14 protein-coding genes are annotated in these 12,198 nt (G+C 67.8%); 6 read left to right on the top strand and 8 right to left on the bottom strand.

What is annotated here, in order from left to right:
* Positions 1 to 67: 67 nt before the first annotated feature.
* The 5 genes from TY25_RS27040 to TY25_RS27025 form a co-directional block, all read right to left on the bottom strand.
* On the bottom strand, positions 68 to 517 hold the full coding sequence (locus TY25_RS27040; protein WP_042260629.1) for an aldo-keto reductase family protein: 450 nt from the start codon (positions 515 to 517) through the stop codon (positions 68 to 70).
* An 86-nt stretch (positions 518 to 603) separates the two neighbouring features.
* Positions 604 to 1,812, bottom strand: coding sequence for an FAD-dependent monooxygenase (locus tag TY25_RS27035; protein ID WP_042260626.1), 1,209 nt, complete (start codon positions 1,810 to 1,812; stop codon positions 604 to 606).
* A 76-nt stretch (positions 1,813 to 1,888) separates the two neighbouring features.
* The gene (locus tag TY25_RS27030) at positions 1,889 to 2,107 is read right to left on the bottom strand and encodes a hypothetical protein (RefSeq protein ID WP_088606785.1); all 219 of its coding nucleotides are present in this window, start codon (positions 2,105 to 2,107) and stop codon (positions 1,889 to 1,891) included.
* 145 nt (positions 2,108 to 2,252) lie between these two features.
* Entirely contained in the window at positions 2,253 to 2,399 is a 147-nt protein-coding gene (locus TY25_RS41935) for a hypothetical protein (RefSeq protein ID WP_174484641.1), read from the bottom strand.
* A 7-nt stretch (positions 2,400 to 2,406) separates the two neighbouring features.
* A complete protein-coding gene (locus tag TY25_RS27025) occupies positions 2,407 to 2,997 on the bottom strand; it encodes a TetR/AcrR family transcriptional regulator (RefSeq protein WP_042260622.1) in 591 nt (196 codons plus the stop codon).
* A gap of 309 nt (positions 2,998 to 3,306) precedes the next feature.
* Between TY25_RS27025 and TY25_RS27020 the strand changes: the two genes are divergently transcribed.
* From TY25_RS27020 to TY25_RS43690, 3 genes are all read left to right on the top strand, one after another.
* Positions 3,307 to 4,191, top strand: a complete 885-nt coding sequence (locus TY25_RS27020; RefSeq protein WP_042260619.1) for a Sco1979 family transcriptional regulator — start codon at positions 3,307 to 3,309, stop codon at positions 4,189 to 4,191.
* Positions 4,192 to 4,314: 123 nt separating this feature from the next.
* Complete coding sequence (locus TY25_RS27015) at positions 4,315 to 5,598, top strand: epoxide hydrolase family protein (protein ID WP_042260617.1); 1,284 nt, start codon at positions 4,315 to 4,317, stop codon at positions 5,596 to 5,598.
* 394 nt (positions 5,599 to 5,992) lie between these two features.
* Positions 5,993 to 6,154: a hypothetical protein gene (locus TY25_RS43690; protein ID WP_201773712.1), complete on the top strand. Its 162-nt coding sequence runs from the start codon at positions 5,993 to 5,995 to the stop codon at positions 6,152 to 6,154.
* 96 nt (positions 6,155 to 6,250) lie between these two features.
* Here the strand turns inward: TY25_RS43690 and TY25_RS27010 are convergent, their stop codons facing one another.
* The 3 genes from TY25_RS27010 to TY25_RS27000 all read right to left on the bottom strand — a co-directional run bounded on the left by TY25_RS27010 (position 6,251) and on the right by TY25_RS27000 (position 8,200).
* Positions 6,251 to 6,739, bottom strand: coding sequence for a TspO/MBR family protein (locus TY25_RS27010; RefSeq protein WP_081869137.1), 489 nt, complete (start codon positions 6,737 to 6,739; stop codon positions 6,251 to 6,253).
* Entirely contained in the window at positions 6,723 to 7,598 is an 876-nt protein-coding gene (locus TY25_RS27005) for a class I SAM-dependent methyltransferase (RefSeq protein ID WP_042260615.1), read from the bottom strand. Before TY25_RS27005 ends, TY25_RS27010 begins: the two co-directional genes overlap by 17 nt.
* Before the next feature lie 101 nt (positions 7,599 to 7,699).
* Positions 7,700 to 8,200, bottom strand: coding sequence for a DUF6764 family protein (locus TY25_RS27000; protein WP_042260613.1), 501 nt, complete (start codon positions 8,198 to 8,200; stop codon positions 7,700 to 7,702).
* Positions 8,201 to 8,420: 220 nt separating this feature from the next.
* Here TY25_RS27000 and TY25_RS26995 point away from each other — a divergent pair, with 220 nt between their 5' ends.
* The 3 genes from TY25_RS26995 (at position 8,421) to TY25_RS26985 (ending at position 12,188) form a co-directional block, all read left to right on the top strand.
* Positions 8,421 to 9,293, top strand: coding sequence for a MerR family transcriptional regulator (locus tag TY25_RS26995; RefSeq protein ID WP_042260611.1), 873 nt, complete (start codon positions 8,421 to 8,423; stop codon positions 9,291 to 9,293).
* A gap of 463 nt (positions 9,294 to 9,756) precedes the next feature.
* Entirely contained in the window at positions 9,757 to 11,079 is a 1,323-nt protein-coding gene (locus TY25_RS26990; RefSeq protein WP_042260609.1) for a glycosyltransferase, read from the top strand.
* Positions 11,076 to 12,188 (top strand): polyprenyl synthetase family protein, encoded by a 1,113-nt coding sequence (locus TY25_RS26985; protein ID WP_042260607.1) that lies wholly within the window; start codon positions 11,076 to 11,078, stop codon positions 12,186 to 12,188. Before TY25_RS26990 ends, TY25_RS26985 begins: the two co-directional genes overlap by 4 nt.
* Positions 12,189 to 12,198 lie beyond the last annotated feature (10 nt).

Genomic DNA, 12,198 nt, shown 5'->3' with positions numbered 1-12,198 from the left:
TCGATAGTCGAAGCGCCGGTGGGTGTGCCCAAAATGCCGAGCACGCGAAGACATACGGGCGGTGGAGTCACCGTCCGATCGACCTGCAGCCGTGAGGGCGGCGATCTGCTCGTCGGTCAGGCGCCGCGACGTTCTCCTCGAGGGTGCGCGATCGAGGAGGTACCGGGATAGGGAAGAGCATGTCGGAGCGGGCCAGCAGCCAGGCCGGCGCGGCCTGCGTGGGCGGCGATCCGGTGTGCTTCGCGATCTCGGCGACGACGCCGCCGGGCTGAGCGAGCGCACCGCTCATCACCGGCCGCCAGGGCATGAACGGGATGCGGTAGCGATCGTCGGCCCGGCCATGGCGACCTCGTAGAGTTCGGTGCGCGCGTGGTCGTTCGCCGCGGCGAACGACCTGCACCGCCAACGCCACCTCGAATGTCCCGATGCCGTCGAAGCTGAGGGCCGCGACGCGGTGCGCGGCCTCCGGTGATGGCATAACCTCTTCCCGCATGGGTTCGGTGCCGTGGTCGAACATCTGCCGCTAGTGGTCGTCGACGAGGCGTCGAGTGCCTGACCCGGCATCGATCAGCCGGTAGGAGTCGGCGGTCCGGACTGCGCGTATCAGCTGTTTGCTCTCGGCACGGTCGCTGGCGCACCTTCCTGCGCGCCCAGCGTGGATTCAGGTGTCCAGGAGTAGATTTCGCTCATCGAGCGTAGATACCCCGAGTGCGGCGCCGACCACACGAGACCGTTGCGGAGCGCGACCTGCACCGGATTGCGCCACTGCGCGACCCGCCCCCAGGCGGCCGAGGCGCGCGCCAATCGCTGCGTCCGTTCGCGCCGGGCCAGGTCGTAGCCGACCACCAGGGCTTGCGCCGTGGGCAGCCGGGCGGCGAGTTGACCGAGCGTCGCGGCGTCCTCCAGCGCCTGCGCCACGCCCTGTCCGAAATCGGGCGCGTGCGCCGCGTCGCCGAGCAGGACGACTCGTTTGCGCGCATAAGTGGGCAACGGAGCCTCCAGGGAATAGATGCCCTGTCGCAGGAGCGATTCCGGTGGCGTGGCCGCGAGCAACCGGGGGATGGGATCGTGCCAGTCGCGGAAAAGTCGCGCGACCGTGTCGATGCTCGTCTCGGCGTAGGCGTGCGGCGGGGCCGACAGCGTGGCGTACCAGGACGCCTGCCCGCCGGTGAGCGCCATGAAGCCGAATCGCTGTCCGCGGCCCCAACTCTCGATCAACGCACGGCTCGCGTCGATACCGGCCGCAGCGTCGGCGGGTACTACGCCCTGCCAGGTGAGATACCCCGCGTAGGCCATTCCTGCGTGGTGGGGGAACAGGCGTGCCCGGGTCGGACTGTAGCGGCCGTCCGCCGCGACAACGAGTTCCGCGCTACGCGAGCCGGTTTCGCCGTCCGGGCGCAGGAACGTCACGGTACCGGTACTGGGATCTACTGCCGTCACCTGATGTCCGGTGCACAACTCGGTCTGCCGCAGCGCCTCGGCGAGCCAGGCGTGCACGTCGGCTTGGTGCAGCGCGTATGCCGAGACGCCGAATCGGCGGCGCACCTCGCGCACGTCTCCCTGCATCAGCCACCGCCCGGATGCCGTCCGGATCCCTGTGATTCCCTGCGCTGCGTCCAGCGTCCGAAGCCGGTCGGACAAACCTAGTCCGTGCAGTGCTCGAACCGCGTTGGGCGTCAGCATCACTCCCGCACCGACCGTACCGAACTCGTCGGCTTGTTCCAGCAGGGTTACCCGCCGACCGGCGCGTGCCAAGCCGAGCGCCGCGCCCAATCCGCCGATGCCGCCGCCGATTACGATTGCGGTGTTCATGCTGCCCTCTCCCGTGCTCTCGCGATGCGTTGATACTGGGCGAATTCGGTGCTGCCTCGGGCTCGGCGAAACAAGGTCAGAGGTGAACACCGCCGAAGGAATGAGCCGGTAGCACCGGCGCTTCGGCTGCGCGATCGATGAGGTCCTGGACCAGCCGCGTGCTGTCGGCGAGCGACCGGCCCGCCAGGTCGGGCACCGTCACATCGACGCCGCCGCCGCGGTGCAGCCGCTGGGCGACCTCGTGGTAGGGGGCCGGTTGCAGCCAGGCACCGTGCCGGATGATCAAGGGGCGCATGCTCTTCGTTCTACTTGTGGCAGCGTAATTTCTCCGTCAGTTTCAGGTCTGTCGGCGGCGTGCCGCCGCACCCGCTGTCGCCGTGGCGAAATCCGTGCAAGCCTGGCCGACCGACGCGGCGGACGCCGCGCGGCAGAACAGATCCTCAGAATGCCTTGCGCCGCAAGCCGAAAGGCGTGAGCACGCTCAGGGTGACCAGGCTGAAGATGGCTCGTCCGCCACGTCGGCTGCCGCGCACCCAGATCGGCAGGCCGATCGTGCCGCGGCGCTGTCCCGAGTCCAGATGGAGCACACCTTTGTCACCGGTCGGCGAACAGCTCCTGGAGGTGCTGATCGATGGCGGCGAGGACCTGCTGTGGGGTGACGACACCGAGTTCGAGCAGCGGGGTGAAACCGGTGAGGGCGAGCAGGCGATCGGTTTCGAGGACCGAATCGCGGTCGCCGGCGATCGCACCGTCGGTGATCGCGCGCCGGACGAGCTGTTCCACGAGATCACGCCCCTGGAGCAAGCCCGCGCGAGCGCGGGCGTGAACGGCTGGGTCGTGCAGTGCTACCAGCACGTATGCCGCGTGCAAGCGGCTGGTCGCCCGGGCGTCGGGGTGCAGCGGAAGCATCTCGGTCAGCAGCACGCGCAGCGCCGCACGTGGGTGTGGGTCCGCACCGAGGGCCTGTCGCACGCGCAGCCCGGTCTGCTCGCCGGCGAAGTCCACGGCGAAACTCAGCATGGCCTCGCGAGAGGCGAAATAGTGCTGCAACTGCCCCAGCGACATATCCGCCGCCTGGGCGACCTCGCGCATGCTCAGCCGGAAGACGCCGCGCTCATCCACCACACGCCACAGCGCGCGGGCGATCAGCGCCCGGCGTTCGTCGTGATCCACCTGCTTCGGCATGCCTACCCCTTTTCAATACAGCTGACATAATACGGCTGACTCCGAGTGCAGCGCGTCAGGAGGCGACGGCATGCCCGAGGCGCGGTGGGCATCGACGGCTCTATCGAGCGCGAGCAGGCCTTCGACGCGGTAGCTGACCGCTATTCGCCGAGATGAACTGACTCGCGTCGAGATTTGGGCGGGTGGAAACGACCGAGCCGTGGCTACGGGTGGGCGGTCCACCCACGCGTTATCATCAGCGCTGGCGCGGTGCGGCCCGGGCGGGCTGAGCGGCGCCGGCGCTGGTGGACTTCCAACATCGGAGAACCCATGACCGCAGAACCGGCCCGGATCGTCGTCGACCCCCGAGTCGCAGAATTAGGGCCGACGGCGTTGCGGATCGCGGTCGGTGGCCAACTCCGCAAGCTGCGTGAGCAATGTGGCGTCACACCGCAAGAGGCGGGCGACCACATTCGTGGCTCGTATGCCAAGATCAGCCGGCTCGAGTTGGGGCGCACCGGGTTCAAAGAACGTGACATCGCGGATCTGCTGGATCTCTACGGGGTGACCGACTCCGAGCAGCGAAAGATGTTCATCGATCTGGCCCGCAAGGCCAACGAGCCGGGCTGGTGGCATCGATACAACGACCTGTTGCCGCAATGGTTCGAGACCTACGTCGGTCTCGAGGGCGCGGCACAGATGATCAGAACCTATGAGGGCCAACTGGTTCCGGGTCTGTTGCAGACCGGGAACTACGCTGCCGCCGTTGTCGAGATGGGCGAGGACAGCAACGAGGCGGCGCGTCGCGTGGAGTTGCGGACCAACCGGCAGCGGATTCTGGATGCCCCTGGCGGACCGTTTCTTTGGGCGGTGCTCGATGAGGCGGTGCTGCACCGGCCGGTCGGCGGTAGGGCGGTCCAGCGGGAACAGATCGAGCATCTCGTCAATATGTCGGCCAAGCCCAACGTGACGATCCAGGTGCTGTCCTACGGCTCCGGAGGCAGCGCGGCCGCGGGAAGTTCGTTCACCATCTTGCGCTTCGCCGAACAGGAACTGACCGACATCATCTACTTGGAGCAGCTGACCACCGCGCTGTATCTGGATCGTCCGGAGGATGTTCGGCTCTACCGCGGGGTCATGGACCGCCTCTCGATTCAGGCGGAATCACCGGAACGTTCCCGGGCGCTGATGATCGCCGCCGCCGCGGCGCTGTGAGTCGAGCCTGGGTGGCTTCGGGCCGGTTCGCCGCGTAGGTCGTCGATTCCGGAGGTGGTGAACGTCGCCGAAATTTTTCGCTTAGGAACAGCTCTGTCCTAAGCGCTCAATACCGTCGACGTCATGACAAACATCCCGGACAGCATCCGCCCCTTCCGCATCGAATTTCCGCAGGCCGAGCTCGATGACCTGCACGCGCGGCTCGCCAACACCCGCTGGCCCGGCGAGGTGCCCGGCGTGGGCTGGAGTCGAGGCGTGCCGGTCGGGTACCTGCGAGAGCTTGCCGCCTATTGGCGCACCGAATTCGATTGGCGGGCAGAGGAAGCGATGCTCAACGAACTCCCGCAGTTCATTACCACGGTCGACGGGCAGAACGTCCACTTCCTGCACGTCCGCTCGCCGGAGCCGGATGCGACGCCGTTGCTGCTGCTGCACGGATGGCCGGGCGGGTTCACCGACTTTCTCGACGTGATCGGCCCGCTGTCGAATCCCGTTGCGCACGGCGGGGATCCGGCCGACGCCTTCCATCTGGTCATCCCGTCGCTGCCCGGTTTCGGGTTCTCTACGCCGCTGGCCGGTCCGGGCATGAGCACCGACAGGATGGCAACGGTTTTCGGCCGGTTGATGACTCGGCTCGGGTACGACCGCTACGGGGTACACGGTTATGACACCGGCGCTTTCGTCGCCCCGCACCTGGGCAGGCAGTACCCGGAGCATGTGGTCGGCATTCACGTCGGCGCGATGATCACGTTCCCGATCGGGGCCGACGGCGAGATGGACGGGCTGAGCGAGGTCGAACAGCAACGCTGGGACCGGATGCTGAACTTCAACGATGCCTATCTGCAATGCAATTCGAAGCGGCCGCAGACGGTGGCCTACGGGTTGCACGATTCTCCGGTGGGCCAGCTCGCCTGGATCGTGGAGAAGTTCAAGGAGCTGACCATGCCCGAAGACGGTCTGCCCGAGGACAGCATCGGCCGTGATCGCATCCTCCTCGACATCTCGCTGTATTGGCTGACCGGCACCGCGGGTTCGGCGGCGCAGGTCTACTACGAGGATGTCGTCGCGAACGTATGGAGCGGTGCGGACTGGTCCGCCGACACCGCGGGGGACTGGGGTGACGGCGCGGGCGCGGGACAAACGAGCGTGGACAGCAGCGCCCCGGACAAGCACGACTGGGACACTGGGCAATCCGACGGTGCCGCGGACTGGCCAACCGCCGTGCGCAGCACCGTGCCGACCGCCGTGCTGGTCTCCGCCCACGACGTCACCATCCGCCGCTGGGCCGAACGCGACCACCACATCGTCCGCTGGACCGAACTAGACCACGGCGGCCACTTCCTGTCCATGGAAGCCCCTGACTCGCTGATCACGGACCTGCGCACCTTCTTCGCGAAACTCGACTGACAGCGCCGCCCGCCACCACATGGCTGGACGGCGGCGATCTCCGCTCCCTACGCTGAGTCCATGGTGCGAACAACGCCGCCCAGGCCGGTCGACGTGGAAGCCGTATTCCCCGAGCTCGCCGAGCATCGACGGGAGGCGGTGCGTCCTGCATCCACGCTCCGGTCGGCCGGGCTCGCGGGACAGTTCGCTGGGGCGGCCCGCTGCTGTGGCCGCGAGGAGAACCTTGGCCCCGATGCTTCGACACACACGGAGACTCGCCGAACCGCACAGCCTGGTACGCGAGTAAGCGGGCCGCACCGAACGGTGAACCACTCGTGGCGGTGCTGCAACTATTCGCCAACGACGTTCCCGAACTGCCATTCCCAACCGAAACCGATGTCCTACAAGAGCTTTGGTGCCCCAGCTGCACCCGCCCAACCCAGTCCTGATCCACCGCGATCTCGCACACCTCATCAACCCGCACGGACTCAACCTCGGCGATGCGGGCGGCATCTACATCTTCGACTGCCGTACTTGCCCCTACTATCCGTACACCTACCGCTACGACTGCTCATAAACCAGCTCGCTCAGGATGATGATCGCCGGTTCGAAGAGCGAGGCGAAACCGAAGCGGCGCAACGGGATCTCCAGCTCGCGCCGATCGGCGGGCGAATCAGCGGTTGCGGCGCCAGATGCCGGCCGAGAGCACGGTGGCGAAGGCGCACCAGGCGGGGTATAGGGCCGATGCGCGGCCGACGGGGTGGGTTGCGCAGACTCGTCGGCTGAGGTCGGCGCTGCTGGCGGTGAGCGCGGCGGCGACCGCAGTGGCGGCGCCGAGGCGGTGGGCGCGGAAGAACACCCAGCTCCAGCTCGCGTTCAATACCAGGTTCACCGCCAAAGCGGTTCGGAGTGAGCGCTTCTCGGACTCGGCGGCGTTGTCGAGCGCGTAGGCGCTGGTTACGGCGATATCGCCGTAGAGCAGCGTCCAGGCGATGGGGAACACGGCCGACGGTGGTTGGTAGCCGGGCTTGTTCACCCGCCGATACCAGGTCGATCCCGGTCCTGCCGCCGCCGAGCCGGCCAGCGCGGTCGCCGCGACTGCCGCGCCCGTGCGTAGCAGCGTGGCGGGCGCGGGTGGGCGAAAACTATTCGTGGTGTTCATCTTTTGTCCTCTCGACTGGTGCTGTGACAGTGTGGTGACCTGGGTGTGCGGCTCGAAGGACATGCCCGCCGACCTGATCTGTTGCGGTGCTGTCCGGTGCGAAGCGGGCGATCATGTCCTGCCAGCCGAGGTCCTCGATATCACCGAAGCCGAATTCGGTCAGCTTGGCGGCGATCTCGTCTGCTGTGAACAGCGACAACCATGGCTCGCCGATGGCCGCCATGACTCCGGCGAGAACTTCGACCATGGCCCGGTTGTCCGGGGGCAGAGCCGATATCGGCTCGCTGTAGTCGATGATCAACTGACTCGGCGCGGGCAGTTCGGCGATGAAACCCAGGGTGGTGTCGATCGCTGCGGCGGTGAGGTATTGAACCACGCCCAGCCAGAGGAAGAAGGTCGGCGCGGCGGGATCGAATCCGGATTCGCGCAGCCGGGTCGAGAGCGAGTCGGTCTCGAAATCCACCGCTACGAAACGCAACGAGGCGGGAACCGTGATCCGGGCATCGGTGAGGCGGTCTCGTTTCCAGGCCTGGGTTTCGGGGTGATCGACCTCGAAGACCGTCATGCTCGGATAGGTGTTGCGCACTCCGAAGGTGTCCAGACCGGCGCCCAGAACCACGACCTGACGCACGTCGTGCGCGCGGGCGGCGAGTTCGTCTTCGGCGAAGCGGTGCCGCATCGCAAGGAAAAGCCTTGCCTCCCAAGGTACTTCCCGATCCTCGGCCGATAGTGCGGCGGCCGCCTCGGCGATCGGGACAGCCAGCGGATCGTGAAAGATCACTGGTTCATCGGCGCTCTGGTGCACCGCGCGCCCGCGGGCAGCGCCCAACGCGGTCCGGCTCGGCTGGCCCACTCGCATAAAAGAACTCCTTGATCTCTGGACTTGTCGTCGAAGGGGTGGACCGGCCGTCGACGCGAGGCCACCGGTGCGACCTCGCGTCGACAATGAACTGCGCCGGATCACCGGGTGGACAGACACCCCTGCAACGTTTGGAAGTCGCCGGCGAACGCGAGTCCGCCGCCGCAGGTGGGTCCGGTCTGCCCGGTCAGTTCGACGGTGGCACCCGGCCCGGCGATGGCGAGCGACAGTCCCGGGCGCACTCCGGCGGCGTTGACGGTGGCGCCGGGGCCGATGGCAATGGCGGCCGGACCTGCCAGGGATTGCGATCGTGCGGTGGCGGTGCCGCCGTTCTGCGCCAGCGCCAGCGCCAGGCTCGCGGGACCGGCGTCGGCGTACGCGGCGCCGTCGAAGCCGAACGCCGCAGCGGCGCTGCCCTCGACGCTGGTCGCCCCGCACTGCGCTCCGTCGAGCGCACCGACGACCCGGCTGGCACCGGGCGCGCGGCAATCCACCGCGGGTGCGGCCGCGGCTTGTGGTGCGGCGATCCAGGCCGCACCCACGGTCGAGAGGCCGAGCCCGAGCAGGCTTGCGGTCAATCGGCGAGAAGTGTTGTGGAACATGGGTTCTCCCTAATTCTGTCGATCTTTGCCACAAGGTGGCCATCCACCAGCCGGTTGCCCTACGCCAACAATCTCAAACACTTAATAGTTAAGCAAATGAACTATGTTGATCAGGGTACCTTGCATCAATAGTGCATCGTTAGTTGGTATCGTGCAGCAAAGAACCGATCTGAGGAGACGCGATGGTGCCTGGCCGCCCGCTTGCGCTCGGTGATGGTTCGTGAACGGCATCGAGGGCACGGAAAAAGGTGGCTCCCGGGCGCCCGCCGTCGAATACACCGTGGGGCAGGCGGCGCGGATGGTCGGGATCCCCGTCGCGACGTTGCGCAGCTGGACGCAGCGCTATGGGCTCGGTCCGTCCCTGCATCGGCCGGGCAGGCACCGGCACTATTCGCAGACCGATCTCGCCGTGATCACGCGAATGGTGGGGTTGGTGCGGGCCGGGGCGAGTCCGGGTAACGCCGCCCGGGCGGCGCGCGCGGTCGCCGTTCCGGTTCCGGCGCTCGGCGATACGGCGCCCGCGCTGGCGGCCGCGGAACGCCTGGACCCTACGGAACTGCTGGCGGCGATCATCGGTCACTTCGTCGGCTACGGCGTCGTCGCGACGTGGAATCGGTTGTGCCGACCGGCTTTTGCCGAGATCGAACGGCGGCAGGCCGACGGTGACCGATTGATCGACGTCGAACACATGTTGTCCTGGGCGGTGGCCACCAGTCTGCACCGGGTGGTGCCGCTGCTGCGGCCGGTGGCCGGTGTGCCGGTGGTCGTGCTCGCGTGCGTCGCGGGCGAGACGCACTCGCTGCCGCTGGAAGTGCTGCGTGCGGCGTTGGCCGAGCGTGGTATCCCCGCGGTGCTGCTGGGTGCGTCGGTGCCGGCGGGTGCGCTCGCCGACGCGATGGCGAAGCAGGGGCCGGGCAGTGTCGCGGTGTTGTGGTCGCATACGCGCGCGACGGCGAGTCCGGAGCCGGTGCGGACTGTGCGCGACACTGCGCCGCGCATCGTCGTCGCGGGGCCCGGATGGTGTGCGGACGACCTGCCCGAGGGGGTGATTCAGGTCGACTCGCTGGAGGGGGCGATCGACCTTCTCGGCTGAATTGTCAGGGAAGGGCTTGGCAAATGATTAAGTTTCTGAAAGAGTCTGACGGGCCGTGCCGGGTGCGCGGCGTCCCGTCGCGACGGACGGCTCGATGGCGAGCCGGGCCTGTCGGCGCTGCAGTGTTGTGCTGCAGGGGGTTTGAGGTAAATGCCCGAAAGTTCAGGAACCGGACAATGCTGCCGCCAGGATGCATCGTTTTCGCATCGTTTAGCGTAGGATGTGTCTGAACCGCCCGAGAGGAGCTTGCGTGGGTTCGTACCCGTACGGTCTTCCCGATCGGCGCCATGCCAGTCGGCACAGAGGTGTCGATCGGTGCCGAGGCGGTAAACGCGAGGCAGCGACCCTGCTCCGGCGGCGTCGAAGCCTTGCTGGGGCGGGCGGCAGCGTCGCCGCCCGCCGTCCGGAGCGCAGGGCACGACATGGCCGGCGCCTACCTGGCGACCAGCGAAGGAACAGTTGCATGGCTCGATATCTGATCGCGGCGTCACCGATTCCCGGACATGTGACACCCATGCTGGCGGTGGCGGCCGAGTTGCGTCGGCGTGGTCACGACGTGCGGTTCCTGACCGGTGCGGCCTTCGTGGACGCGGTCCGGGCGAGTGGCGTGGCGGCGACGTCCCTGCCGCACGAAGCCGAGGTGGCACGCGTGACGGCCGTTCGCGGCCGCACGCCGAACCTGGTGCGGCGCTGGCGAACCGGCACGATCGAGATGCGAACCGGCTTCCTGTCGCCACTGCGCGCCCAGTATCGCGCGCTGCACGCCATGCTGGAGCGGGCCGAATTCGATGCGGTGCTGGTCGATGTCATGTTCACCGGCGCGATACCGCTCGTGCTCGGTGCCGCGGCGCGTCCGCCGGTACTCGCCTGCGGCGTCGTGCCGCTGATGCTGTCGAGCGCGGACTGCGCGCCGTTCGGCACCGGTTGGCAGCCCCGCGCGGGGCGCGACTACACCGCGATGAACCGCGTTGTGCAGCGCCTGCTCTTGCGCGGGGCGCAGACCCGCCTCGACGCGGTGCTGGGTGACCTCGGCGTGGGTCCCGCGCCGCGTTTTCTGCTGGACTGGCCGGTACTGGCCGACCGGGTCCTGCAGTTCACCGTGCCCGGGTTCGAATACCCGCGTGCCGACCTGCCCGGCTCGGTGGTCTTCACCGGACCGATCCCGCCCGGCACCGCCCCGGATCCGGCGTTGCCGGTGTGGTGGGACGCGTTGCGTACCGGGCGCACAGTGGTGCACGTGACCCAAGGAACTTGGGACAACCGCGATTTCGGCCAATTGATCCGGCCGACGCTGACGGCGTTGCGCGACCGTCGAGACCTGCTGGTGGTCGCGTGTACCGGTGGTGCGCCCATGCCCGCGGGCCCGGTTCCGGCGAATGCGTACGTCACCGACTTCATTCCCTACGAACACTTGATGCCCCACGTGGATGTGATGATCACCAACGGCGGGTACGGCGGCGTGCAGCAGGCGTTGCGGCACGGGGTGCCGCTGATCGTCGCGGGCGACACCTCCGACAAGCCCGAAATCGCCGCCCGTGTCGCCTATTCCGGCGTCGGCGTCGATCTGGGCACCGCTCGTCCCCGGCCTGCCGCGCTCGCGGCGGCCGTCGATCACGTCGCGGCTGCTCCGCACATCCGTGCGGCGGCCCGGCGGATGGCCACCGAGATCGCCGAATACGCCCCGTTCGAGTCGATCGCCACGGCGTTGGCGCAGGTGTCGTCTGTTCATGCCAGGCAACGAGCCGATCCCGGCGTCGCGGCTACCCGAAACGGAGAACCCCAGTGAGCACAGTGTATTTCGATCCGGTCGGGCCGTCGAGCACGGTGGCCGGGTGGGAGCGCGGGCGCGATTTCGCCCGCTGGCAGCAGGAACTTCGGGATCGAGTGCTCGGCGAACTCGAAGACTTCTTGCGGCAGGCTCGAATCGAGGAGCTGGCGATCACGGGTGTCGACGAGGTGTTGCGGCAGTACGTGCTCGGCGGCAAGTGCCTGCGGTCCACCTTCATGTACCTGGGCTGGCTGTGCGGGGAGGAGCCGGATCCGGCCGCCGTGCGGGCGGCCGCCAGCCTGGAGTTGTTGCACGCCTTCGCTTTGCTGCAAGACGATGTGATGGACGAGGGGATGCTGCGCCGTGGCGAAGCAGCCGCCCATCTGCGACTGGCCGAGCGACATCACACGAACGGCCGATCCGGTTCGGCGGCCCGGTTCGGCGCGTCGGCGGCGACACTGCTCGGCGACATGTGCCTGGTGTGGGCCGAACAGATGCTGCGCGACAGCGGGATCGCGCCCGATGCGCTGGCGCGATTGTGGTCGCTGTACGACCGGATGCGGATCGAACTGGCGGTGGGGCAGTTCGCCGACCTGTCCAACGACAGCCGGGAAATGCCCAGCCTGGACGCGGTGCTGGCCATCGCGCGCGCGAAATCGGGCAACTACACCGTGCGCCGGCCGCTGGAACTCGGTGCGGCACTGGCCGATTGCCCGGCGGCGACGAGAACCGTGCTGGGCCACTACGGGACCCTCATCGGCGAGGCCTTCCAGCTGCGCGATGATCTGCTCGGCATTTTCGGGTCCGCCGCGGTCACCGGGAAGCCGGAAGACAGTGACCTGGGCCAGCACAAAGCGACCAGCGTGGTGGTCACCGCGTTCGAGGTGGCCGACAGTGCTACGCGAATCGAGCTGGCGGAGTTGACCGATCAGCCGGTGCTCGACACCGTGGCGATCGCGCGCTGCCGGGAGCTGATCGCGGCGAGCGGGGCGCCGGAGTACATCGAGTCGATGATCGCCGACCGGGTGACCGATGCCACCGCGATGCTCGGCGCCGCCGCGCTGGCCTCGGATCGGCGTGCGGCACTGGAACATATGGCGCTGCTGTGCACTGCGCGGCAGCTGTGACGAGGGAGAG

The organism is Nocardia brasiliensis NBRC 14402 (assembly GCF_000308475.2).
GTDB classification, from domain to species: domain Bacteria; phylum Actinomycetota; class Actinomycetes; order Mycobacteriales; family Mycobacteriaceae; genus Nocardia; species Nocardia brasiliensis.
The sequence above is the reverse complement of the archived record's forward strand: the minus strand, read 5'-3'. Positions and strand labels throughout refer to the sequence as shown.